Source organism: Pantoea sp. sgz302252 (assembly GCF_047713085.1).
Taxonomy (GTDB): Bacteria; Pseudomonadota; Gammaproteobacteria; order Enterobacterales; family Enterobacteriaceae; genus Scandinavium.
On sequence record NZ_JBLFJW010000038.1, the window covers coordinates 1 to 22,761 of the forward strand.

The following is a 22,761-nucleotide window of genomic DNA, read 5'->3' on the forward strand; positions in this document are numbered from 1 at the left end:
CACGCCGACTATGTTAAAAACATGATCACCGGTGCGGCTCAGATGGATGGCGCGATCCTGGTTGTTGCTGCGACTGACGGCCCTATGCCTCAGACTCGTGAGCACATCCTGCTGGGTCGCCAGGTAGGCGTTCCGTTCATCATCGTGTTCCTGAACAAATGCGACATGGTTGATGACGAAGAGCTGCTGGAACTGGTAGAAATGGAAGTTCGTGAACTTCTGTCTCAGTACGATTTCCCAGGTGACGACACTCCGATCGTTCGTGGTTCTGCGCTGAAAGCGCTGGAAGGCGAAGCAGAGTGGGAAGCGAAAATCATCGAACTGGCTGGCTTCCTGGATTCTTACATCCCGGAACCAGAGCGTGCGATTGACAAGCCGTTCCTGCTGCCAATCGAAGACGTATTCTCCATCTCCGGCCGTGGTACTGTAGTTACCGGTCGTGTAGAGCGCGGTATCGTTAAAGTTGGCGAAGAAGTAGAAATCGTGGGTATCAAAGAAACCGCGAAAACGACCTGTACTGGCGTTGAAATGTTCCGCAAACTGCTGGACGAAGGCCGTGCTGGTGAGAACGTTGGTGTTCTGCTGCGTGGTATCAAACGTGAAGAAATCGAACGTGGTCAGGTACTGGCGAAGCCAGGCTCAATCAAGCCACACACCAAGTTCGAATCTGAAGTGTACATCCTGTCCAAAGACGAAGGCGGCCGTCATACTCCGTTCTTCAAAGGCTACCGTCCACAGTTCTACTTCCGTACAACTGACGTGACCGGTACCATCGAACTGCCAGAAGGCGTAGAGATGGTCATGCCAGGCGACAACATCAAAATGGTTGTTACCCTGATCCACCCAATCGCGATGGATGACGGTCTGCGTTTCGCAATCCGTGAAGGCGGCCGTACCGTTGGCGCGGGCGTTGTTGCTAAAGTTATCAGCTAATTATTGATATTTTTTGCAGAAAAAGGGTGCTTCGGCACCCTTGAGATCGCTGACGAACCCCATGTTTTTTGTGGGGTTCTATTTTATCAGTAACCGCAGGTCGCGAACGCGATATTCTCTCTTCCCTGTCCTTACAGGCTATTACATAGCCTTTCCTGTCTGACATATTGTCCATAAACTGCTCTGACGTTAAAAAACTAACAAAAAGCGCCCGCAGCGCCATCTTTTTCAGGTTCTGCACGTCGTTGCAAGTTGGCACTTAATGTCGCGTGCATACCGGTACTCGTGATGTTGCTTCGCATCCGTATAGCTATGCTCCACTATTTATTTGCGCTCGTACACCTTTTCGCCCCATTTCGACTACCGCGGGTTATTCGCCTGCTTTATCGCCTCGTCCCATAATTGCCGCTTATAGCCCGGTGCCAGCGCGATGCTCATCTCCTGCTTCAGGTCCATCCGCATAGGCATTATTCGCCACAGGCTGCCCATATGATCTTCGGGGAGTCGTACATCGGACGGGGGATTTCAACTTGGTGTTGCTGTGGGGAGGGGCGCTGAACATAGCGGTCAGTCCATTAATAGTTCTGACCTTATTAGATCAACGCCTCGACCTTTCGACCAGGACTTTGCCAGTAGTCTGAAGCGGGCTTCGGCACCCTTTTTGTTGTCACCTTTTGCCCCTCCGGAGGAGGCGATAATTATCGGAATTCATTATTATTTTGTATGTTAAATGAAAAGGCATTCATTTTTTTCTCTAAATTAAAAATTAAATATATATTATTATTGTATATAACAAAGTTTTGCATTGAATATTAGCATTTTTATATCTAATTATTATCGATTACATTACCCATCACATTTACTTAATGTATTGCGTATTAATTATATAAATAAGGAATGTTTATGAAGATAAAATTAGTTTCAATAATGATTGGATTGTCACTGTCGACTTGCTTAATCTCCGCAAATGCGATGGCGACATTAGTCGCAAATGATGATGAGAACCGTATGGAGGGAACCAATGGTATAACCATGATGCGTACGACAGATAATGGCGAAGAGTGGCTTGGGTTTGATACTACTGCTGACGGCGTAGATGCTGGTGTAGGTAATAATTTCCCGGGGACCACCACAGTCATTGTGGCTAACATGGATTCTAAAGTTATCCAAACTCCCCTTTATGACGCTAACAGTACCTACAGCACGCCTCAAACAACGGTCCGTTATAACGATTACTACTGGACAAATCAATGGTGGGCTAACCCAGGTGAAATCCCCGGTGAAAATTCAGTTTGGTTAAAGGGTGAGCCGACAAACCTACGAGAAAATATACTCGGCACTTTTTACTTTACTCCCTGGACTGGCCAGAAAGCATTAGATTATCAAGCTTCTCAAAAAAAGTCAGTCGCACAGCAACGTAAAGTTATTGGCTATTTCCCTGAATGGGGGGTTTATGATGCTCATAACAATTTTACACCGGATAAAATTGATTATTCACAAATCTCACATTTGAATTATGGTTTTGCTGTCATTGAAAATGGTGTTGTTACAGCTCACGATACTGCTCAAGCACCTACGTTGATGAAACAAATTGCGAAGGATTCGAACCACCAGGGCATTACCAATATGCTATCGGTAGGCGGATGGGATAATTCACAAGAAGGGGCATTCGAGGCCGCTACCGTAACACCAGAAGCCACAGAGCGCTTAGCGCAAAGTATCGTAGATTACATGTTGAAATGGAAATTCCGCGGTGTCGATATCGACTGGGAGTATCCAGATAATGATCAGGAGAAAAACCAGTTTACCAACCTGATTACTTTGTTGCGTAGCAAACTGGATGCTGCTGGTTTACAAGACGACTGGTATTATCAGTTATCTGCAGCAGTGACCACTAATTATAAGAATATAGAGTTTATCAATCCTGTCGTTACCGCACCGCTTTTGGATTCAGTAAATGTGATGGCCTATGACATACACGGTGCATTTGAGCCAGTCACGGGCCATAACGCGCCATTATATGCCAACAGCAAGGATACCGATCCTAAGCTTAACGCCTCATCTGCAATGCAGGAATATGTGACTACCTGGCAGGTGCCAAAAAATAAGCTGATGATGGGAATCCCATTCTATGGTCGTGGTTGGGGCGATGTGGCTCCTACTGAAATCGTTCCTGATCTGCCGGGGTTATTTGCTACTGGCTCCGCGACAGTTCATGGTGCATGGGATGACGTGGGCGAATTTACCGGAACTAACCCGTGGTATGTTCTTAAAGACAAAGCGGCCAGTGCCGATTACACTCGTTACTGGGATAGTGAATCTGGAGTACCTTATCTCTATAATGCCAAAACGAAAGAATTCCTGACTTACGATGACCCGCAATCTGTTCAGGAAAAAGTAGATTACATTAATACCCAAAGCTTTGGTGGGGCAATAATATGGGATCTGAGCGGTGATACATCGCAGCATGAATTAGGTAGCATTGTTAAAACAATTCTTACTTCGGCAGCTGATCAACCACATATCACAGATTTTCAGGCGGCGCGTGACGATGTCAATGATTCTCCGGTAGCGGTATTGAAATGGAAGATTGATCGCACCAGTTTCAATAATAAAGAGTTCAAGTTGTTGGTACCGAGCCCTACAACCGGTAAGGTTGGAGATTATACTTTTGGCAACGGTAAAGGATTCGGTGGTGCTGGTGATTGTACTGAAGGAGATACAGGTGGTGAGGAAGTCAGCGTTTGTATCTCGATGAGTGTTTTTCTTGAACCCAACGTGCAGGTTAGCATTGCTGATGCTGCAGATGAAAGCAAGGTTTATACCAGTTTAACTGTCACACAGGCTATGCTGAATACTGCAGAGAGCCGGGACGTAAAACAAACTTATTTCGATAAGGTTAATGGGCAACTCCACTTTAACGTTGAAGTTGATCCATCACTTCAGCAGACAAGGCAATATTTAAATATGGTTATTGACCATAAAGACAGTAATGGAAACATCACCAGCTCAGAACTTTCAGGTTCAGTTTATATGATGAACGGTGTGGCCCATCATACCAGTCAAAATAGCTATATGGTCGCGGATTTAATGAAGTCCCGCTACTATTCAACATATGATCTTTCAAAGGTAAAAGTCGGTGATGAGTATTTATTTGTCGTTGCTGATGGAAGCGAACCAAACTCAAAACGTTTGAAAGTCTTGTCTCAACTGGCCATTACGCCGGAAGTATTGGCAAAATGATATCTTACTTTTTCTGAGATATTGATCTTCGAGGATTGAGAGTGAAGTGAATGCAAGGGCTGGTTTCCCTAAAGGATTACCGGCCCTTTTTGCACAGAGAAATAACATGCTTTGAAAATAATTGTCCCTGACATTGCAATAATAACCATTCTCATTTAAAGTTAATTCAGGATTTGTTCAATGCGTGGTTTCTATGTACGTGTGTCTATGCCACAGTGTCAGTGATAAAGCGATACGGCAGGCCGTTCGCCGCTATCAGCCTAGGACATTTCAGCAGCTCAGAACGTTTGTTCCGCTGGGTATGCAATGCGGTAAGTGCATTCGAGTTGCGCGCCAGATAATGAAAGATGAATTACAGCAGATAACACAGTTTGGCAATATTGCCGAAAAATCATCGCTAAAAAGTTAGTGTTTCTTTGACTTACTCTGAACCGGATCTACGCTTTAGATACCGGAACGGAGGGGTTATGTATGAAAGGCGATAAAAAAGTCATTGCTCATCTCAATAAACTTCTTGGAAATGAACTGGTTGCTATCAATCAGTACTTTTTGCATGCCCGTATGTTTAAAAACTGGGGGCTAATGCGTCTCAATGGTATCGAATACCACGAATCCATTGATGAAATGAAACATGCGGATCTCTACATTGAACGGATCCTCTTCCTGGAAGGTCTCCCAAACTTGCAGGATCTTGGTAAGCTTAGTATTGGTGAAGATGTTGAGGAGATGCTTAAGTCTGATTTGCTGTTGGAACTTGAAGGGGCGAAAGATTTACGCGCTGGCATTGCTCACGCCAACGCGGCTCATGATTATGTGAGCCGTGACTTAATGATCAACATCCTGGCAGATGAAGAGCATCACATCGACTGGCTCGAAACTGAACTGGCACTCATAGGACGTATTGGCATTCAGAATTATATCCAGTCCCAGTTAAAGGAAGAATCCCAATAGTCTTTGCAGACTTAGCTAAACATCAGCCAGATTATTCTGCTTTGCTGGCTGATGTAAACCAGTGCACCGGCCAGCGACAGGCAAGGGCCAAAAGGAATTTGCACTAACATTTTATAACGCCCAACCCGTACCAGAGCGAAAACGATACCCGCCATCGCGGCGAGAATGCACAAGTATGGCAACATCTGCCAACCCATCCAGGCACCCAGTGCCGCGAGCAGTTTAAAATCACCGTATCCCATTCCTTCTTTGCCGCTGATTAACTTGACTCCCCAGTACAAGATCCACAACATCAGATAGCCTGCGACAGCACCATACACTGCATCCTGAAGTGTCACCTCGCTGGAAATGGAATGCATGAGTAATCCCGTCCAGAGCAGTGGCAGGGTCAGGCTGTCAGGAAGCAGGTAAGTTGCGAGGTCAATCAGGCTGAGTGCCAGAAGAAACCAAAAAAGCAGCAATGCACTCACTAAACTCAGCGGTGTTGTAAACAGGAATGAGAGGCCAAGGAACATAGTGGCACAACCCACTTCGGTAAGGGTATACCGTTTGGGGATTGTTACGCTGCAATAGTGGCATTTTCCATGTAACAGCAGCCAGCTCAGCAAGGGGATATTTTGCCAGTATTTCAGCGAGTGTTTACAGGACGGGCAATGCGATGCCGGAACACTCAGGTTAAAATTATGCGCGGACTGGGTATCATCATTCTGAATCATCAACGGCAAGCGATAGACGACGACGTTGAGAAAACTACCCATCAGCAAGCCTAAAATAGTAATACAGGTGTGATAAAACCCTGCGGGTAATGATGTGATATACGCCATTTACTGCCATCCTTCGTTCATATGAAGTATATTCCTTGTTATTTCATTGACTCGTTAATGGAGTGTAAGTTGTTGAACACTGACACTACCTACTTGCCCGGAGACTATCGTTATTGCTACGACCTGAATGCCGTAGTCGTTGTTGAGAACTTCAAGCCAGCGCAAGAGTGTGGAATAAGAAATTTGTTCCAGGCTAACAGTGACTCCTCGTTCATCAGCGAGGATTTTAGAGAATTGCAGAGATAAGCGAATGGCTGAGGCATTAATGACTTCCGTCAATTTTTCTTTCTCGGTCCTTTGCCTGGAGGGGACACCAGGGCGTTGTGTCTGCTTAACCATCCATTCCAGTTGGTTGCGTTGCGCATTGACCTGGATCCGCGATTTGGCGATCTGATTGTTGAGCGGTGTTAAAATCCCGAACCAGACAACGATCACTGCCAACATAAATGCGGCAATCAGTATCATCCGTCTCTCTCGTTCATTTTTCAGCATCAGCCACTGTTTCATGATTTATCCCGCTGAATCAGCGTTGCGGTGATACCTGATGAAGATGGGGCTAAATTAGAAATGGCAAAGTGAAAATCATTGGCTGTTAATTCGACAAAAGCATCAATCGCCGCACGATCGCCGGCAGTAATCTGCAAAGTGAACTGTTCCATTTTCTGCTGAAACGCTAATTTATCGATGGCAATTTGTGGGTTCTTCTCTTGATAAGCGGTTAGCTTTGCTAGCTCAGGAAGAAAGGTGGTTGGTGCATTTTTCATATTTTGTTCAAAATAAAACTTCAGGTTATGGGTATGTTTGTCCTGCGGGAACCAACTTTGGTACAGCGCCAGGATCTCGTGTTTTAGCAATGATTCTTGCTGTGAAAGCTGCCACCAGTTGAAAAGTTTGGCACTGATAATCAATATCAGCGTGAATATCACCATACCTGATGCCACCCGCTGCAGATGGCGGCCCCATGCCGGATCTTCTTCGCGTACCGTGAACTCGCCTTGTAGCAGGTTCACTGCGGACTGGCTGCTATTTTTCATCATAATCAGAGGATGGAAGGGCAAATCTGCGCGAATCCAGTCGGAAGGAATATTTTGTTCATGCCCGTAATAGTGCAATGCCACGGGCTTTGCGATGTCCAGCAATGTGTCGAGTAATACCTGTTCTACCAGACAACCTGAGTGTGCTGATTGTCGAAGTAGCCACTGATTATCAAGGCGAGTTATCGACCAGCCTTCATCAGGCAGAGGTAGCAGTAGCGCATCTATGTAAACGTGCCTTGCAGTCAGACCGGCATCGTTAAGTCGCTGCAGCCAATCTCTTAAAAAAGCGCCTTCCACACCAGCCACGAACAGCGTCTGCTCCTGACGATAAAGTTCAATCCAGTGCAGCGTATCAACATCGCTGGCAATGCTTTCTTCTGTCAGATACCCAATAGTCTGCCGGGTATTCTTACCCGCGCGCGCAGGCAGAATGATCTCTCGAAAAATCACTTCACTGGCTGGGATGAACAAACAGGCATTTTGTGCACCAGGTTGTGTGGACAGTTCTGATAAGTGCTTAGTATCAGGCAGGTAATGAATATATTCATCACATTCGACGGTTTCAGTTAACCAATAGAGCGGGTGATCTGGCGTTGAGCCTACTCTGATAAACAGCCTGTTGGCCGGATGATATTTTTCCATTTACTCAATTACCCGATAACGTCGCTGATAAATTTTGATTTTTGAATCCTTTGGGTTGAATTGCACAAAGCTGCTCATGGCATTTTGCTGCTCTTCAATTCTGCCCAGCGTATAGAGAACAAAGTATTGGCTTCGTACTGTCAGTAATGGTTTTAATTCATCGGTTCTAATTTCCAGACTAAATCGCTGTCTTTTAACCTCTTCCAGAAATGTATCAACGGAGGCCCATCCTTTACGCGGCCGCAGTGAAATTAATCGTGTTGCAGTCTCCTGATTGATACCGCCAAGAAATAAAGCACTTAAAAGAGGAGCTTGTTCTTCGGTAAGCGTATTCACATTAATTTGCTGGGACTCTTCGGGGAGTGTGCAAAGCTGATGACGGATCTGTTTAAGCGGCAGAAGAGGAAGGTCTGGTAGCAACGCCAGTTCATTCAAAGAAAAAAGACGCTGGTTAGCTGCGGAGCGGGGCGGTATCAGCTTTTCGTAATACTCTGATTCAGCACCAGAAGTTCGAACATTGTTATCAGCATCAAGATAATCGCTGAGGGTATCGGTGAAGCGGTCGGCTTGAACTGAGGTTGCCCGCGCATTGAGCAGCAGCTGCTTCAGTACCTGCGTATTGTATGGTTCACCCTCCATCTTCGTGTCAGGCTGGTTATTACGCAGGCTATTAAGGTTAAAGCAGTTTTGGCCATCCGTAACAATATAGTCTACTGAAAACCCGTCCTGTCCGGCGAAATGTCCTGCCTGAGCGGAAAACTGATCAAGACTATTGTAGTTAGGGTTTTCGGTCAGTTCGTTGCGCAGTTGAGGTAGGGCAATTTCTTCGGCAGCAAAGGTCAGCCAGCGTAATTGCTGTTGATTGAGTAACCAGCTTTGACGCTGCTGGCTGACCTGAAATTGCAGCGTCATTTTTGCCGCTAATGCGGCCATAATGGCAAGGATCATTAAAACGATCAGCAGTGCGACACCTTGTTGTTTACTCATTATTGAAACATTCCCCCGCTAACAGGATTTTGGGGCACGGGTTCAGGCTTTGTAACGGATGTTTTGTCAGCTATGTCCGTTTTCGTTGCTTCAAGCGTTTCGGGCAGGAGGAACAACCGGCGTATTTCGCCCATGTCTTCCAGCGTGACAACCAGTTCGATGACTTTGGGGAAAGCATCCGTTTTGCTCCAACTGTCGGTCCATTCGCTGGAGTAGAATCGCCAGTGCAGGGAATTTACCCCTGTCAGCAGGATAAAGGGAGTTATTCGCGATGCATTTGGTCGGGAAGGCAAAGATTGGGCGCTACGAGTCAGAGTATTGTCGGTAAATGTCCAGGTTGCCCGGGCAAGATCGCTGGCAGATAAAGGCGCTGCCGCAGAGTAACTGCCAATGGTAGTAAAGCTCAGTGATGTTTTAGTTGTTGATAAAAAGGCTTTTTCATCATCTGTTTGTCGTGGCAATATCTGGATAAAATCCCGTTCCAATAAAGAAAATGCAGTCTGAATTTCGGCCAGTCGTGCAGTGTGTTCTTGTGCTATTTCACTGCTTTTAACTGACGCAGAAAGGATGTGATAGGCCAGCAGGCTTAGCAGCGAAAATATCGCCATTGCAATCATAACTTCTATCAGCGTGAAACCGTGTTGTTTCGCTGCCAGTTGGCGTCTCATGGTTTACCTGCCGTTATCTGAGTCCAACTGCTGACTGAAAGGATTGACGCACGGGCATCTTCAGATTGAAGAACGAGTACCAGGTTTTGGAGCATGTTGCTCTCTTTATCAAGGGTATGATGTTGTTCAACAAACCACTGCTGTTCAGCCAGCACCACTTGCTCTTTTTCTTTCTTCCCGGGTGTAAACTGCATTTCTATTAGCGTATTTTCGGCAACCCAACTGGCAAAGAGGGAGGTTCGAAAATGATCTACTGCGCTCATTTGTGAACTCATACTGTTAAGTAGCGCCAGAGCCGCCGTGGCAAAGATTGCGAGGGCAATGATCACTTCAAGCAGGGTCATACCATGTTGATTTTGAGCTCCAGGCTTTGATGAGGTATGCATTATTTCTCAAGCCTCCTGACATTGAATATCAGTGGTAACCGTCCTTCAGAAATGATGCTGCAACAAGGTGGTTCAGATGCAGAAGATGAAAAGCTGAGTTCAAATACTGAAAGCGTTCCGTCGGGCATAAATACAATTTGCGGTGGATGATTGATATATTTATTGAGCGACAGCGGAGCAAGCGAGAGTGCTTCTTCTTCCGTAAATACACCACTGACAGGCATACGGGCAGATTCAATTTTTGCCCACTGCGGCTCACGCTTCTGCGGTATTAACGACAAAGTTGCTCCCAAAACGACAAGCTGATAAGCGTTGGGTGTTAAAGAAAGCCCGAGTGGCTTTCCTTCCAGTACTGCGCGCTTAGCAGCATATTCCATCACTTCCTTCATTTGCTCCGCGCGTTGGACTTGTGAGTTGTCGGACGGTAAAACCATGACGACAATTCCGGTGGCAATGGCGAAGATTGCCAGCACCATCAGTATCTCCAGTAGCGTAAAACCTGATTGTTTGGCCGAAGACAAGGTTATTTATCCTTCTGAGCCCAGTTCTTTATATCGTCCGCTGTATCCGGTTCACTGTCTGGCCCGGCAGAAAAGATATCAATGTCCCCATGATCACCAGGGCTGAGCAACATGTAGTCGTTGCCCCAGGGATCGACCGGTAAACGTTTTATGTAGCCGTTACTACGGTAATTAGTCGGCACTGGGTCGATAGTGGGTAAGGTGACAAGAGCTTCAAGCGTCTGTTCGGTTGTTGGATAGCGATGGTTATCCAGCTTATACATGTCCAGGGCGTTCTCGAGAGCGACGATGTCGCTGACTGCTTTTTGAGTATCAGCCCGTTCTTTGTTGCCCATCACATTGGGAACAACGAGTGCAGCCAGCACGCCTAGAATGACGATGACGACCATCAGCTCAATTAACGTGAATCCTTGTTGTCTTTTAGCGATAACTTGATGTTTTTTTTGCATGTTTAACATTGAGTTGTTCCTTTAGCTGACCAGGTTATTAAGCTGGAGAATGGGTTGTAGGATCGACATGATGATGAACAAAACGATGCTGGCCATAACGACTATCAAAAGCGGTTCAAACAGTGCCAATGCCATAGAAAGCCGGTGTTGCATCAGCTTGTCCTGGTTGTCTGCCGCGTGAGCCATGAGTTCGCCAAGGCGTCCGCTTTGTTCACCTGAGGCAATCATGTACAGCATCATGGGTGAGAAGAGACGGGTTTGTTCCAGCACCGAAAAAAGTGAGTTCCCCTGACGAACATTTTCTGCCGCCTGGGCAAGCAAATAATGGATCCGCAGATTGGTTACGCCTTCAATCGAGATTTTCATTGCGTCGAGTAAAGGGACGCCACTTGACTGTAAAATACTGAGCGTACGGGCATAACGTGCACTGTTTATCGCCTTGATCAGTGGCCCGAGAACGACAACATTGAGCAATGCCGTATGAAAACGCATGAGATGACTTTTACGGCGCAGAGCAAGCCTGAAGGTGCCAATAACCGCCCCGATCCCCAGTGCAATCAGCCACCAGGCATGCTCTAAGAAACCACTGATACCGATTAAAATACGAGTTGTGATCGGCAGCGTATGTTTCATATGCACAAACTGTTCGATGATTTGCGGGACGACGGCAACCAGCAAAATAACAATGACCAGGATGGCGACGACTGTGAGCATGGTCGGATAGATCATGGCCTGCGACAGTTTGCTTTTAATTTGCTGACGGATTTCATAGTAATCCGCCATTTTTTCCAGCACGCTGCCGAGCTGACCGGTTCTTTCACCCGCCGTAACCAGCGTTCTGAACATTGGGTCAAAAATACGCGGGAAATCGGCCAAAGCATGGGCAAGTGTATGCCCCTCCACTACTTTATTGCGTATGGCTGTAAGCACTTGCGCGAGTCCTCTGTGCTCGGTTTGCCGGGCAATAACGGCCAGCGCGGCTTCTACGGGCAGGGCCGCATTCGTCAATGTGGCGAGCTGTCGGGAGAACAATGAGACTACATGTGAAGGTACGCGGGTTTTTAATCCTTTGTTTTTAATACTGCTGGCGGTCAGCGTGTTACCGATTTGTTTTATTTCAAGGAGGGTTAAACCCTGTTCACGCACAATCTGGCGTGCCTGGCGGACAGACTCGGCGTCAATAACGCCGCGCTGCGGCTTGCCTGTCAAGGAGATGGCATGAAAGGAGAAACGGCTCATGGGGTAACTCCCCCCGTGGCTATCTCTTGTACTGCAGTGACCCTGATGACTTCTTCCAGTGAAGTTTCACCGCTAATGGCTTTCAGCAGGCCATTCTCCCGCAGACTACAGGCTGTTTTACGATGGATATTTTCAATGAAAAATTCATCCTTATTTTCATGAATAGCCTGGCGGATAGCGTTATCAACAACCATGCATTCATGAATAGCGGTCCTGCCTTTATAGCCGGTGAAGCGGCATTGTGAGCATCCGACAGCTTTAAAAACGAACGTCGGTGGTTCAGATAAAAAGTGGAACAAAGGCGTGTGGGATTCGTCTAAGGGTGACGGCTGGGCGCATTGCGGACACAAACGCCGCACAAGCCTTTGTGCCACCACGCCTAATAATGAAGAGGCTAAAAGGAAAGGTTCAAGACCCATATCACGTAAACGGGTGATGGCGCCGACCGCACTGTTGGTATGTAACGTTGACATCACCAGATGGCCGGTCAGTGAAGCTTGTACCGCGATTTGCGCTGTTTCACTGTCGCGAATCTCTCCCACCATCACGACATCCGGGTCCTGACGTAAAATTGCCCGTAACCCGAGAGCAAATGTCATTTCGACGCGTGGATTAACCTGGGTCTGACCCACGCCTTCCAGTTCATATTCAATCGGGTCTTCTACGGTAAGAATGTTACGTTCGTTATTGTTAAGTGCAGAGAGCATCGCATACAAGGTCGTGCTTTTACCTGAGCCTGTCGGCCCGGTGACCAAAATGATCCCATGAGGCTTACGGATTAATGCCGATAGCTGTTGCTCATCGTGAACGGACAGGCCCAGTTGAGGGATATCGAGGCACAAATTGTTTTTATCCAGCAGACGCATTACCACTCGTTCGCCATATTGAGCGGGAATGGTAGACACACGAATATCAATCGCCCGGTGCCCAATGCGCAGCGAAATTCGTCCATCCTGAGGTAAGCGTTTTTCGGCGATATCCAGTTTTGCCATGACCTTGATACGAGATACCAGGAATGGAGCCAGCTTGCGGGCCGGTTGCAGGATTTGTCGTAAGACACCATCGATTCGAAAGCGGATACTGAGAATGCGTTCGAAGGTTTCGATATGAATATCTGAAGCACCTTCTTTGACAGCTTCAGAAAGCACTGCATTGATTAGACGGATAATTGGCGAATTTTCATCGCTGGCCAGCAGGTCTTCGTTATCAGGCAGGTCTTCGGACAAGGACAGAAGATCAACCTCATTATCGATATCATCAATAATTTGTTGAGAGGCGCCGCTGCTGCGCTGGTAGGTTGTAGATAACTTTTCATCGAATAGGGCCGTTGCCACGATTTCAATCGCCGTTATTTCACCTATAACCCGGCGTGCTTCGAGCAGTGTCTCTACTGAAATGTCCTGCCGGCAAAAAAGCACGTTATCAACGCGCGTGACACCTTTTTGTTTGGCATAGGCGTAAGGTAGTACCGGGTCTGTTTGTTCCGCAACAGCAGCCTGTTGTAATTCGTTCTCCCTGTTCATTGCTTATCCACTGAAGGGATTACGAGGTTTGCCGTCATTTGGTGAAACCGAAACGGGCATTTTGGGTGCAGTATTCCTGGGGTAATCAGGTAATACAGTACGGGAATTTGGTGTGAGCAGATCCTGGTTATCTTCATCCTGACGCATTTGCTGAATCTTCTGGAAATGCGAGTATTTCTGATTGGAAAGAGAGGAGTAAACCTCATCATCTCGAATTATCGTTGGCCGGATAAATACCATCAGGTTGCGTTTTGCGGATTCAGTGCTGGTGTAACGGAATAAATTACCCACCCATGGGATGTCCCCCAGCAAAGGAACCTTTGATTTGGTTTCTTTGGTACTGTCGTCCAGTAAACCACCAATCACCACGGTTTCGCCCGTACGAACCAGTACCGCGTTGGAAATGGTTCGGGTATTGAAGGTGGGGCCAAGGGAAGAGTTGGTCGAGGTATCAACGCTGGAAACTTCCTGTTCGATCTCCATCAAGACTGAGTCTCCTTCATTAATTTGTGGAGTGACCTTTAATTTAGTGCCGACAGTTTTGTAAACAACACTGCTATAGATATTGTCGCCGGACGTGGTCTGTGAACCGGACAGGGAAGGGACTTCCTGGCCGACGTTGAATGAAGCTTCTTTATTATCGAGTGTGACGATGCTTGGTGTGGCGAGAATATCGTTTTTATTGCTGGTCGCCAGGGCAGTGAGTAAAACATTCCAGTCGCCACTAAAGAAACCTGCTGCCATTCCGTTGAACGATTGCAAAGTGCTGCTCAGTGGATTATCACTGCTGATAACGCCGTCTTTTTTGTATTGGCGTACCCCAGCCGCAACGGTCGATAACGGTGCGCCGGTTCCGGTAAACTGTGTTCCGCCCACCTGGTTATTGCTCCACTGGATACCCAAATTAAGCCCGTTGCCATCCTGTACTTCAACAATAATGGCTTCGACTAACACCTGTGCTCGGCGGATATCAAGCTTGGCGATGACCTGTTCGAGTGACTGCATCACATCCTGCTGAGCAGTAATAACGATGGAGTTGGTCTGTTCATCAGACGTTATACTCATCGTATTAGTAGATGAGCCCGCAGACTGAGTCGTTTTGCCTTCTTTTATCTCCTGAGTAATACCAGTCAGAACGGGAACAATCTTCTCGGCTTTAGCATATTTCAGATAAAAAACCCGGGTGTTACCTTGAGAAGACTGGTCTTTATCAAGTTGATTGACCAACTTTACCGCGCGGCTACGAACGCCTTCAGGCCCGCTGACGATTAACGTATTGGTTCTCTCATCAGCGGCGATTTTGGCTTGTAATATGGTCGATGATTGCCCTTTGGATTCTTCACGGATCAGATTGTTCATCATCTCTGCTATTTCGGGGGCAGATGCGTATCTGAGTTTAATCGTTTGCCGTTGCTGCTCACCCATCGTGTCAACGCGTTCGACCAAATCAATCAGTCGATTGACCACCGACGCCCGGCCAGTCAGCAGCAAAACATTTGAGGGTTCATAGTGAACGACATTCCCGACCCCAGTGCTGTCATTCATCTGACGGAGCAAAGGGGCCAGTTCCCTTACTGGAACATTACGGAGCGTCACGACACGGGTGATAATTTCATCTCCCTGTCCGGGCTGGTTTTTGTCCGCAACGGGAACACCTGACATTTTGGCATTTGCTGCACGCACTACCTTCAGCAGCCCGTTATCCATGGGGATCACCGCAAAACCATAGACATCCAATACACTGAGAAAAAACTGGTAGTACTGTTCTTCATTCAAAACATCATAGCTTCTGACAGAAATGGTTCCCTGTACGGCGGGATCGATAAGGATAGTTTTATTCAGATTCTTACTGACTGTATCAATAAACTCTTTAATATCCGTACCCTTAAAGCTCGCAGTAAACTCTGCCGAGTGGGCAATTCCCGGAAGGGCAACAAAAAGAATGCATGCCTTTACCAGGAGAGGGTTAATGAATTTCTTCATGACTTGATGCATCCAACGATGTTTCGATAGTAGCTAAGTTGATATAGATATTCTGAAGTTGTCCTTCTCTCAGAACGGTAAGTTGTACATCTCTTAGATTTTCAAGTTGTTCAATGTATTTATCTGCTGTGGTGACATTGTTGAGATACTGTCCGTTCAATTTTATGACTATCTCGCCTGGAATGAGTCCTGTTCTAAGATAAATGTTACTGCCTGCTCGTGGGTTGAATCTATAACCCAAAAGCACCTTGTCTTTATATACAGGATTGGCAACCAGGTAATGCATTAAATATTTTACTTGTTCTTTGCCCGCTTCCTGTTTTGGCCGCGTTTGGTGTTTATTATCGCTGGATTTTTCATCAAGATATAAAGTCGCTATTCCTTGCGAAGTCCGAATTAAAACTCTATCAGATTTAACTGACTGCAGGTATGCGTTCTCCACATCAGCAAGTTTTTCGCCCTCACGGTAACTGTGCTGGCCTGAAGGGCCTTGCAGAATAGCCAGCGAGCGTGTGCTGCTGGTACTTGCCAGAATACCTTTCAGGAATAATGGAAGTTTACTGATTCCCTTGGTGGACTGTGCTGTCTCTTTAATCACCGTTTTTTTTCGATTTTCGAAAAGTGTATCTGGTATATTGATACGTGTTTGAGCAGTGCCAGCGATGGGGTGAGCAGTCCCTGCCTTTGATGCGCCGCTCATGACAGTGATAAAAATGGTATAGCCGCAAACTATTGTGCAGATGAATACTATTGCGATATATATTGTCATTTTCAATGATATCTTTGACCAACACGCTTTATTGATGATGGCATACATGTGTTGGGACTTTCCTATGTACTTTCATTATTCCAGTGAATTGCTTATTAGGCTATATTATACGTAGAAAAACTTTGATTCACATTAATACATGCTCAATATGAGTTAGGGTTGTGCGTCTTGGTTTTTAGATTCACTCATCCCGATGAATTCTTTATTTGAATGCATTTGTTGGGTGAATGGGTGAGTGGGTAGTGATGGGGATTGGCATGTATTGTGACTATTTTAAATTTATCACTCATCCTTTTGGAGAGGGTGATTATCTCAACAATATACGTTTATTGGCCGCTCAGGATTTTCTTCTCAAGAAGTTAAATCAAGGGGGCATCGCGATAATCAGTGGAAAGAAAGGCGTTGGTAAAACGCGTCTGGCGCACGAAATTGTTAGACAGAGCCAATGTCGTGTATTGAACTTAAGTGCAGCGCCGGTGACCGGAAAGGGCAGTGAAAGTCTCGGGCAACTACTAGCCTGCTATTTTCATTTGAAGAAATGGCAAAAATTACCGCTCTCGATCCAGTCTATGCGAATTGCAGAAGCGTTTTGCCATCACGAGAGCTCCGCCGGGCCTTGGTTGGTGGTGATTGATAATGCTGAAAACCTTATGGCAGAAAGTTATGAATTTTTGCGAACATTCAAAGGGTACCCACAATCTCACGATGTTTCGTTTCTGTTGGTAGAGGAATATAAGAGCAAAATGACTCATGGTGGCAGGCGTCGGCAGTTGGATCTCCCACATGCTGATTACCATCTGTTGCCATTGAGTTTTACCGAAACCTTAGATTACCTGTCCCAACGGCTGCAATTAGCTGGTGGGGCACTTCCCCTTTTCAACGAACCTGTCGCAAAACTGTTGTACAACGCTTCCGGTGGCGTGCCTTGGCTCATTAATCAGCTTGCGGCAGATTCACTTAACAGCGCATATGCAGAACAAACACCAATAGTCACGCACCGGCAGATGAAAGTCTGCATTGAAGCCCGTGGACTAAGGCCGCGTAGAAGGCAATCTATCACGCTACTCATCGCGTGTTACATGCTTCTGGGCAGCGTACTGGGATGGATTTATTTCAGCTACGCAAAGCCTTACCTTCCAATGCCAGCGAGGCTCTCCGAAAGGCTTCATGAGATCCCTGCGTCGGCTAAAACACTGAGCGATGTTGTAAGTAATGAGCGCCATGGGATGCAGCAACTCTTTCACGTATGGGGTTATAACGTGCCGACTGTTGATGCCTTCTGTTATCAGGCTGTACGAGCACAACTGGCATGTAAGAAAGGTAAGGCAACACTAGACATCCTAATCCAGGTAGGCATTCCTTGGCTGAGTCCCATTAAAGTCGATGAACAGAGCCTCTACGTTACCGTTGTGAAGGTAACAGATGAAACGTTAGATATTCTTATTAAAGACGAAACGTGGACGGTTCAGCGAAGCTGGTTTAATGAAGTGTGGAGCGGCGAGTATATTCAGTTATTACCACAGACTCCTGGTGGCAAAAGCGTCATCAACAAAACCAGTCCTGAAGCCGATTCCGCGTGGCTGGATATGACGCTGAGCAAAATCCTTAACCTACCCTTCAGTAAAACGGGTCTGTGGGACAAAGAATTGATTGAGAAGATCACGTTATTCCAGCAACGGGAAAATCTCGTTGTTGATGGACGGGTAGGTAAAAGTACCTTGGTGCAAATCGCTAAACGCACCGGCAACGTGCCAGTATTACTCACAGAAGAAGATTTCTAGGTTAAAAATGCAAAATATTCATTTGTCGGCGTACACAAGCTACGTAAATAAACAAAAGGTGATGGTGGTCGCCCATCGTTCGTTCAGGACAAGTCTGTACTGTCTGGTGCCAGGTGGCATTTTGTTGTGTGTTGGCGCGTTAGTGGGTTCTTATCTCCATTTGGGATACTTTAACTGGCAGAGTCACCGGATAGCCATCAGTGAAGAACGCCCACTTCCTTATAAGCAATCCCCGCTGCATTACATCTATAAGAACAGGTCGCTTCCTGCTGTTAGCCAGACTAGCTATGACGACAACGCGCATTCAGAGTACGGGCTTTCTGCAGATACCCTTGCTATGGAAAACGAGACTCCTGAGGAAGCTCAGACGGATGTCATGGACGAACATGAAATCATGAAGTTAGGTAAGGAAAATCAGGATTTGCCTTTGGAAGAGTGGCTGAAAAGGGCAACGCAGGAGCAGCAACAACAAGAAGAGAAGGGCGGAAAATAAACGCAGATTATTTTTAGTTCAGATTGCGTTTTACTGGCATTTGAGTATAATGCGCGGGCTTACCTAATCTTGGTAGGACTGATTCAATGAGAATCAGCTGGCCGATGAATTTACTTATTGGCCAACAATACTCCCGATATGGGGGTTATGTGAATAACGATTACACTCCCCCATCAATCGAAATGGGTATGGGTAGTAATTTTTTTCGTTTATAAAATAATTGGAGCTCTGGTCTCATGCAGAACCAAAGAATCCGTATCCGCCTGAAAGCGTTTGATCATCGTCTGATCGATCAATCAACCGCGGAAATCGTCGAGACTGCCAAGCGCACTGGTGCGCAGGTTCGCGGTCCGATCCCGCTGCCGACCCGCAAAGAGCGCTTTACCGTTCTGATCTCTCCGCACGTTAACAAAGACGCGCGTGATCAGTACGAGATTCGCACTCACAAGCGTCTGGTTGACATCGTTGAGCCAACCGAGAAAACCGTTGATGCTCTGATGCGTCTGGACCTGGCTGCCGGTGTAGACGTGCAGATCAGCCTGGGTTAATCAGGTCATCGAGCGATTGAGAGGTTGATACAATGATTGGTTTAGTCGGTAAAAAAGTGGGCATGACCCGCATCTTCACTGAAGATGGCGTATCTATCCCAGTAACCGTAATCGAAGTTGAAGCAAACCGCGTTACTCAGGTTAAAGACCTGGCTAACGACGGCTACCGTGCTGTTCAGGTTACCACCGGTGCTAAAAAAGCTAACCGTGTAACCAAGCCGGAAGCGGGTCACTTCGCTAAAGCTGGCGTAGAAGCTGGCCGTGGTCTTTGGGAATTCCGTCTTGCAGAAGGCGAAGAGTTCACCGTAGGTCAGGACATTAGCGTTGAGCTGTTTGCTGAAGTTAAAAAAGTTGACGTAACCGGTACCTCTAAAGGTAAAGGTTTCGCCGGTACCGTTAAGCGCTGGAACTTCCGTACCCAGGACGCGACTCACGGTAACTCCTTGTCTCACCGCGTTCCGGGTTCTATCGGTCAGAACCAGACTCCGGGCAAAGTGTTCAAAGGCAAGAAAATGGCAGGTCAGCTGGGTAATGAGCGTGTAACCGTTCAGAGCCTGGACGTAGTACGTGTTGACGCTGAGCGCAACCTGCTGCTGGTTAAAGGTGGTGTTCCGGGTGCAACCGGCTGCGACCTGATCATTAAACCAGCTGTGAAGGCGTAAGGGGATAGCAATGGAATTAGTATTGAAAGACGCGCAAAGCGCGCTGACTGTTTCCGAAACTACCTTCGGTCGTGATTTCAACGAAGCGCTGGTTCACCAGGTTGTTGTTGCTTATGCAGCTGGTGCTCGTCAGGGTACTCGTGCTCAGAAGACTCGTGCTGAAGTAACTGGTTCCGGCAAAAAGCCGTGGCGCCAGAAAGGTACCGGCCGTGCGCGTTCAGGTTCTATCAAGAGCCCGATCTGGCGTTCCGGTGGCGTAACCTTCGCTGCTCGCCCGCAGGACCACAGTCAAAAAGTAAACAAAAAGATGTACCGCGGCGCGCTGAAAAGCATCCTGTCCGAACTGGTACGTCAGGATCGTCTGATCGTTGTCGAGACGTTCTCTGTAGAAGCGCCTAAAACTAAGCTGCTGGCACAGAAACTGAAAGACATGGCTCTGGAAGATGTGCTGATCATCACCGGTGAGCTGGACGAGAACCTGTTCCTGGCCGCGCGTAACCTGCACAAGGTTGACGTACGTGACGCGAACGGTATCGACCCGGTTAGCCTGATCGCCTTCGACAAAGTTGTAATGACGGCTGATGCTGTTAAGCAAGTTGAGGAGATGCTGGCATGATTCGTGAAGAACGTCTGCTGAAGGTGCTGCGTGCACCGCACGTTTCTGAAAAAGCGTCTACCGCGATGGAAAAAACCAATACCATCGTTCTCAAAGTTGCTAAAGACGCGACTAAAGCAGAAATCAAAGCTGCTGTGCAGAAACTGTTTGAAGTCAAAGTTGACACCGTACGTACCCTGGTTGTTAAAGGCAAGGTGAAACGTCACGGACAGCGTATCGGTCGTCGTAGCGACTGGAAAAAAGCTTACGTCACCCTGGAAGAAGGCCAGAATCTGGACTTCGCTGGCGGCGCTGAGTAAGTCGGAGGAGTAATACAATGGCAGTTGTTAAATGTAAACCGACATCTCCGGGTCGTCGCCACGTTGTTAAAGTGGTTAACCCAGAGCTGCACAAGGGCAAACCTTTTGCTCCGTTGCTGGAAAAAAACAGCAAATCCGGTGGTCGTAACAACAATGGCCGTATCACCACTCGTCACATCGGTGGTGGCCATAAGCAGGCTTATCGTATTGTTGACTTTAAACGCAACAAAGACGGTATCCCGGCAGTTGTTGAACGTCTTGAGTACGATCCGAACCGTTCCGCGAACATCGCGCTGGTTCTGTACAAAGACGGCGAACGCCGTTACATCCTGGCCCCTAAAGGCCTGAAAGCTGGCGACCAGATTCAGTCTGGCGTTGATGCTGCAATCAAAGCAGGTAACACCCTGCCGATGCGCAATATCCCGGTTGGTTCTACCGTTCATAACGTAGAAATGAAACCAGGTAAAGGCGGTCAGCTGGCACGTTCCGCTGGTACTTACGTTCAGATCGTTGCTCGTGATGGTGCTTATGTCACCCTGCGTCTGCGTTCTGGTGAAATGCGTAAAGTCGAAGCAGACTGCCGTGCAACCTTGGGCGAAGTTGGCAATGCTGAGCATATGCTGCGCGTTCTGGGTAAAGCAGGTGCTGCACGCTGGCGTGGTATTCGTCCTACCGTTCGCGGTACTGCGATGAACCCAGTCGACCACCCACATGGTGGTGGTGAAGGTCGTAACTTTGGTAAGCACCCGGTAACTCCGTGGGGCGTTCAGACCAAAGGTAAGAAGACCCGCAGCAACAAGCGTACTGATAAATTTATCGTACGTCGCCGTAGCAAATAATTTTAGAGGATAAGCCATGCCACGTTCTCTCAAGAAAGGTCCTTTTATTGACCTGCACTTGCTGAAGAAGGTAGAGAAAGCGGTGGAAAGCGGTGACAAGAAGCCCCTGCGCACCTGGTCCCGTCGTTCAACGATCTTTCCTAACATGATCGGTTTGACCATCGCTGTCCATAATGGTCGTCAGCACGTTCCGGTATTTGTTTCCGACGAAATGGTCGGTCACAAACTGGGTGAATTCGCACCGACTCGTACTTATCGCGGCCACGCTGCTGATAAAAAAGCGAAGAAGAAATAAGGTAGGAGGAAGAGATGGAAACTTTAGCTCAACATCGCCATGCTCGTTCTTCTGCTCAGAAGGTTCGCCTTGTTGCAGACCTGATTCGCGGTAAGAAAGTGTCGCAGGCCCTGGATATTCTGACCTACACCAATAAGAAAGCGGCTGTACTGGTCAAGAAAGTTCTGGAATCTGCCATTGCTAACGCTGAACACAACGATGGCGCTGACATCGACGATCTGAAAGTTGCGAAAATTTTCGTAGACGAAGGCCCAAGCATGAAGCGCATTATGCCGCGTGCGAAAGGTCGTGCAGATCGCATCCTGAAGCGCACCAGCCACATTACTGTGGTTGTGTCCGATCGCTGAGACTCTGGAGACTAGCAATGGGTCAGAAAGTACATCCTAATGGTATTCGCCTGGGTATTGTAAAACCTTGGAACTCTACCTGGTTTGCGAACACCAAAGAATTCGCTGACAACCTGGACAGCGATTTTAAAGTCCGCCAGTACCTGACTAAGGAACTGGCTAAAGCGTCCGTATCTCGTATCGTTATCGAGCGTCCGGCTAAGAGCATCCGTGTAACTATTCACACTGCTCGCCCGGGTATCGTTATCGGTAAGAAAGGCGAAGACGTAGAAAAACTGCGCAAGGTCGTAGCGGATATCGCTGGCGTTCCTGCACAGATCAATATCGCCGAAGTTCGTAAGCCAGAACTGGACGCTAAATTGGTTGCTGACAGCATCACTTCGCAGCTGGAACGTCGCGTGATGTTCCGTCGTGCTATGAAGCGTGCTGTACAGAACGCAATGCGTCTGGGCGCGAAGGGTATTAAAGTTGAAGTTAGCGGCCGTCTGGGCGGCGCGGAAATCGCACGTACCGAATGGTACCGCGAAGGTCGCGTACCTCTGCACACTCTGCGTGCTGACATCGACTACAACACCTCTGAAGCGCACACCACTTACGGTGTAATCGGCGTTAAGGTATGGATCTTCAAAGGTGAGATCCTGGGTGGTATGGCTGCTGTTGAACAACCGGAACCGGCTGCTCAACCTAAAAAGCAGCAGCGTAAAGGCCGTAAATAAGGAGCGTCGC

General features: G+C 47.4%; 26 protein-coding genes. 14 read left to right on the forward strand and 12 right to left on the reverse strand.

Annotated elements, in window-relative coordinates:
* From tuf to bfr, 4 genes are all read left to right on the forward strand, one after another.
* Positions 1 to 933 (forward strand): elongation factor Tu (gene tuf / locus ACLW56_RS21765; RefSeq protein WP_330985784.1); only part of this gene is annotated, 933 nt, incomplete at its 5' end.
* A gap of 903 nt (positions 934 to 1,836) precedes the next feature.
* Positions 1,837 to 4,176, forward strand: a complete 2,340-nt coding sequence (locus ACLW56_RS21770; protein ID WP_330985785.1) for a glycoside hydrolase family 18 protein — start codon at positions 1,837 to 1,839, stop codon at positions 4,174 to 4,176.
* 193 nt (positions 4,177 to 4,369) lie between these two features.
* On the forward strand, positions 4,370 to 4,585 hold the full coding sequence (bfd, locus tag ACLW56_RS21775) for a bacterioferritin-associated ferredoxin (protein WP_330985824.1): 216 nt from the start codon (positions 4,370 to 4,372) through the stop codon (positions 4,583 to 4,585).
* Between the two features lie 62 nt (positions 4,586 to 4,647).
* Positions 4,648 to 5,127, forward strand: a complete 480-nt coding sequence (gene bfr, locus ACLW56_RS21780; protein ID WP_330985786.1) for a bacterioferritin — start codon at positions 4,648 to 4,650, stop codon at positions 5,125 to 5,127.
* An 11-nt stretch (positions 5,128 to 5,138) separates the two neighbouring features.
* On the opposite strand, the gene ACLW56_RS21785 is transcribed toward bfr, so the two are convergent.
* The 12 genes from ACLW56_RS21785 to gspC are packed head-to-tail and all read right to left on the reverse strand — an operon-like array spanning position 5,139 to position 16,203.
* Positions 5,139 to 5,951, reverse strand: coding sequence for an A24 family peptidase (locus ACLW56_RS21785; protein ID WP_330985787.1), 813 nt, complete (start codon positions 5,949 to 5,951; stop codon positions 5,139 to 5,141).
* Between the two features lie 54 nt (positions 5,952 to 6,005).
* Positions 6,006 to 6,458 (reverse strand): type II secretion system protein GspM, encoded by a 453-nt coding sequence (gspM, locus tag ACLW56_RS21790; RefSeq protein WP_330985788.1) that lies wholly within the window; start codon positions 6,456 to 6,458, stop codon positions 6,006 to 6,008.
* Positions 6,455 to 7,630 (reverse strand): type II secretion system protein GspL, encoded by a 1,176-nt coding sequence (gene gspL, locus ACLW56_RS21795; RefSeq protein ID WP_330985789.1) that lies wholly within the window; start codon positions 7,628 to 7,630, stop codon positions 6,455 to 6,457. The genes gspM and gspL overlap by 4 nt, the downstream gene beginning before the upstream one ends.
* Entirely contained in the window at positions 7,631 to 8,617 is a 987-nt protein-coding gene (gene gspK / locus ACLW56_RS21800) for a type II secretion system minor pseudopilin GspK (RefSeq protein ID WP_330985790.1), read from the reverse strand. It lies immediately after the preceding gene.
* Positions 8,617 to 9,285 (reverse strand): type II secretion system minor pseudopilin GspJ, encoded by a 669-nt coding sequence (gene gspJ / locus ACLW56_RS21805; protein WP_330985791.1) that lies wholly within the window; start codon positions 9,283 to 9,285, stop codon positions 8,617 to 8,619. The genes gspK and gspJ overlap by 1 nt, the downstream gene beginning before the upstream one ends.
* Complete coding sequence (gspI, locus tag ACLW56_RS21810) at positions 9,282 to 9,671, reverse strand: type II secretion system minor pseudopilin GspI (protein ID WP_330985792.1); 390 nt, start codon at positions 9,669 to 9,671, stop codon at positions 9,282 to 9,284. Before gspI ends, gspJ begins: the two co-directional genes overlap by 4 nt.
* On the reverse strand, positions 9,671 to 10,192 hold the full coding sequence (gspH, locus tag ACLW56_RS21815; protein WP_330985793.1) for a type II secretion system minor pseudopilin GspH: 522 nt from the start codon (positions 10,190 to 10,192) through the stop codon (positions 9,671 to 9,673). Before gspH ends, gspI begins: the two co-directional genes overlap by 1 nt.
* A gap of 2 nt (positions 10,193 to 10,194) precedes the next feature.
* Positions 10,195 to 10,650, reverse strand: a complete 456-nt coding sequence (gene gspG, locus ACLW56_RS21820) for a type II secretion system major pseudopilin GspG (protein ID WP_330985794.1) — start codon at positions 10,648 to 10,650, stop codon at positions 10,195 to 10,197.
* A gap of 12 nt (positions 10,651 to 10,662) precedes the next feature.
* Complete coding sequence (gene gspF / locus ACLW56_RS21825; protein ID WP_330985795.1) at positions 10,663 to 11,880, reverse strand: type II secretion system inner membrane protein GspF; 1,218 nt, start codon at positions 11,878 to 11,880, stop codon at positions 10,663 to 10,665.
* Positions 11,877 to 13,403, reverse strand: a complete 1,527-nt coding sequence (gene gspE / locus ACLW56_RS21830) for a type II secretion system ATPase GspE (protein WP_330985796.1) — start codon at positions 13,401 to 13,403, stop codon at positions 11,877 to 11,879. The genes gspF and gspE overlap by 4 nt, the downstream gene beginning before the upstream one ends.
* Positions 13,404 to 13,406: 3 nt before the next feature.
* A complete protein-coding gene (gene gspD / locus ACLW56_RS21835; RefSeq protein ID WP_330985797.1) occupies positions 13,407 to 15,386 on the reverse strand; it encodes a type II secretion system secretin GspD in 1,980 nt (659 codons plus the stop codon).
* Positions 15,370 to 16,203 (reverse strand): type II secretion system protein GspC, encoded by an 834-nt coding sequence (gene gspC / locus ACLW56_RS21840; RefSeq protein ID WP_330985798.1) that lies wholly within the window; start codon positions 16,201 to 16,203, stop codon positions 15,370 to 15,372. Before gspC ends, gspD begins: the two co-directional genes overlap by 17 nt.
* Positions 16,204 to 16,382: 179 nt before the next feature.
* Here gspC and ACLW56_RS21845 point away from each other — a divergent pair, with 179 nt between their 5' ends.
* The 10 genes from ACLW56_RS21845 (at position 16,383) to rpsC (ending at position 22,751) form a co-directional block, all read left to right on the forward strand.
* On the forward strand, positions 16,383 to 17,936 hold the full coding sequence (locus tag ACLW56_RS21845) for an ExeA family protein (protein WP_330985799.1): 1,554 nt from the start codon (positions 16,383 to 16,385) through the stop codon (positions 17,934 to 17,936).
* Positions 17,937 to 17,943: 7 nt separating this feature from the next.
* The gene (locus ACLW56_RS21850; protein ID WP_330985800.1) at positions 17,944 to 18,429 is read left to right on the forward strand and encodes a hypothetical protein; all 486 of its coding nucleotides are present in this window, start codon (positions 17,944 to 17,946) and stop codon (positions 18,427 to 18,429) included.
* 236 nt (positions 18,430 to 18,665) lie between these two features.
* Positions 18,666 to 18,977, forward strand: a complete 312-nt coding sequence (gene rpsJ, locus ACLW56_RS21855; RefSeq protein WP_001181005.1) for a 30S ribosomal protein S10 — start codon at positions 18,666 to 18,668, stop codon at positions 18,975 to 18,977.
* A 32-nt stretch (positions 18,978 to 19,009) separates the two neighbouring features.
* The gene (gene rplC, locus ACLW56_RS21860) at positions 19,010 to 19,639 is read left to right on the forward strand and encodes a 50S ribosomal protein L3 (protein WP_330985801.1); all 630 of its coding nucleotides are present in this window, start codon (positions 19,010 to 19,012) and stop codon (positions 19,637 to 19,639) included.
* A gap of 10 nt (positions 19,640 to 19,649) precedes the next feature.
* Positions 19,650 to 20,255, forward strand: a complete 606-nt coding sequence (gene rplD, locus ACLW56_RS21865) for a 50S ribosomal protein L4 (RefSeq protein ID WP_319629234.1) — start codon at positions 19,650 to 19,652, stop codon at positions 20,253 to 20,255.
* Positions 20,252 to 20,554, forward strand: coding sequence for a 50S ribosomal protein L23 (gene rplW / locus ACLW56_RS21870; protein ID WP_330985802.1), 303 nt, complete (start codon positions 20,252 to 20,254; stop codon positions 20,552 to 20,554). Before rplD ends, rplW begins: the two co-directional genes overlap by 4 nt.
* 17 nt (positions 20,555 to 20,571) lie before the next feature.
* Positions 20,572 to 21,393, forward strand: a complete 822-nt coding sequence (gene rplB, locus ACLW56_RS21875; RefSeq protein ID WP_023479412.1) for a 50S ribosomal protein L2 — start codon at positions 20,572 to 20,574, stop codon at positions 21,391 to 21,393.
* Between the two features lie 16 nt (positions 21,394 to 21,409).
* Positions 21,410 to 21,688 carry a 30S ribosomal protein S19 gene (gene rpsS, locus ACLW56_RS21880; protein ID WP_001138115.1) on the forward strand — a complete coding sequence of 93 codons (279 nt, stop codon included), beginning with the start codon at positions 21,410 to 21,412 and terminating at the stop codon, positions 21,686 to 21,688.
* 14 nt (positions 21,689 to 21,702) lie between these two features.
* The gene (gene rplV / locus ACLW56_RS21885; protein ID WP_002919773.1) at positions 21,703 to 22,035 is read left to right on the forward strand and encodes a 50S ribosomal protein L22; all 333 of its coding nucleotides are present in this window, start codon (positions 21,703 to 21,705) and stop codon (positions 22,033 to 22,035) included.
* 17 nt (positions 22,036 to 22,052) lie between these two features.
* A complete protein-coding gene (gene rpsC, locus ACLW56_RS21890; protein ID WP_006817277.1) occupies positions 22,053 to 22,751 on the forward strand; it encodes a 30S ribosomal protein S3 in 699 nt (232 codons plus the stop codon).
* Positions 22,752 to 22,761 lie beyond the last annotated feature (10 nt).

Bases quoted from the DNA above. Each gene is read 5' to 3' on its own strand.
- gspC (WP_330985798.1), bottom strand. From the start codon at position 16,203: ATGTATGCCATCATCAATAAAGCGTGTTGGTCAAAGATATCATTGAAA.
- gspG (WP_330985794.1), bottom strand. From the start codon at position 10,650: ATGTTAAACATGCAAAAAAAACATCAAGTTATCGCTAAAAGACAACAA.
- rplB (WP_023479412.1), top strand. From the start codon at position 20,572: ATGGCAGTTGTTAAATGTAAACCGACATCTCCGGGTCGTCGCCACGTT.
- gspI (WP_330985792.1), bottom strand. From the start codon at position 9,671: ATGCATACCTCATCAAAGCCTGGAGCTCAAAATCAACATGGTATGACC.
- gspF (WP_330985795.1), bottom strand. From the start codon at position 11,880: ATGAGCCGTTTCTCCTTTCATGCCATCTCCTTGACAGGCAAGCCGCAG.
- ACLW56_RS21850 (WP_330985800.1), top strand. From the start codon at position 17,944: ATGCAAAATATTCATTTGTCGGCGTACACAAGCTACGTAAATAAACAA.
- rplD (WP_319629234.1), top strand. From the start codon at position 19,650: ATGGAATTAGTATTGAAAGACGCGCAAAGCGCGCTGACTGTTTCCGAA.
- gspL (WP_330985789.1), bottom strand. From the start codon at position 7,630: ATGGAAAAATATCATCCGGCCAACAGGCTGTTTATCAGAGTAGGCTCA.
- rplW (WP_330985802.1), top strand. From the start codon at position 20,252: ATGATTCGTGAAGAACGTCTGCTGAAGGTGCTGCGTGCACCGCACGTT.
- rpsC (WP_006817277.1), top strand. From the start codon at position 22,053: ATGGGTCAGAAAGTACATCCTAATGGTATTCGCCTGGGTATTGTAAAA.
- gspJ (WP_330985791.1), bottom strand. From the start codon at position 9,285: ATGAGACGCCAACTGGCAGCGAAACAACACGGTTTCACGCTGATAGAA.
- bfr (WP_330985786.1), top strand. From the start codon at position 4,648: ATGAAAGGCGATAAAAAAGTCATTGCTCATCTCAATAAACTTCTTGGA.
- gspE (WP_330985796.1), bottom strand. From the start codon at position 13,403: ATGAACAGGGAGAACGAATTACAACAGGCTGCTGTTGCGGAACAAACA.
- gspM (WP_330985788.1), bottom strand. From the start codon at position 6,458: ATGAAACAGTGGCTGATGCTGAAAAATGAACGAGAGAGACGGATGATA.
- bfd (WP_330985824.1), top strand. From the start codon at position 4,370: ATGTACGTGTGTCTATGCCACAGTGTCAGTGATAAAGCGATACGGCAG.
- ACLW56_RS21845 (WP_330985799.1), top strand. From the start codon at position 16,383: ATGGGTGAGTGGGTAGTGATGGGGATTGGCATGTATTGTGACTATTTT.
- rpsJ (WP_001181005.1), top strand. From the start codon at position 18,666: ATGCAGAACCAAAGAATCCGTATCCGCCTGAAAGCGTTTGATCATCGT.
- ACLW56_RS21770 (WP_330985785.1), top strand. From the start codon at position 1,837: ATGAAGATAAAATTAGTTTCAATAATGATTGGATTGTCACTGTCGACT.
- gspD (WP_330985797.1), bottom strand. From the start codon at position 15,386: ATGAAGAAATTCATTAACCCTCTCCTGGTAAAGGCATGCATTCTTTTT.
- rpsS (WP_001138115.1), top strand. From the start codon at position 21,410: ATGCCACGTTCTCTCAAGAAAGGTCCTTTTATTGACCTGCACTTGCTG.
- ACLW56_RS21785 (WP_330985787.1), bottom strand. From the start codon at position 5,951: ATGGCGTATATCACATCATTACCCGCAGGGTTTTATCACACCTGTATT.
- rplC (WP_330985801.1), top strand. From the start codon at position 19,010: ATGATTGGTTTAGTCGGTAAAAAAGTGGGCATGACCCGCATCTTCACT.
- gspK (WP_330985790.1), bottom strand. From the start codon at position 8,617: ATGAGTAAACAACAAGGTGTCGCACTGCTGATCGTTTTAATGATCCTT.
- rplV (WP_002919773.1), top strand. From the start codon at position 21,703: ATGGAAACTTTAGCTCAACATCGCCATGCTCGTTCTTCTGCTCAGAAG.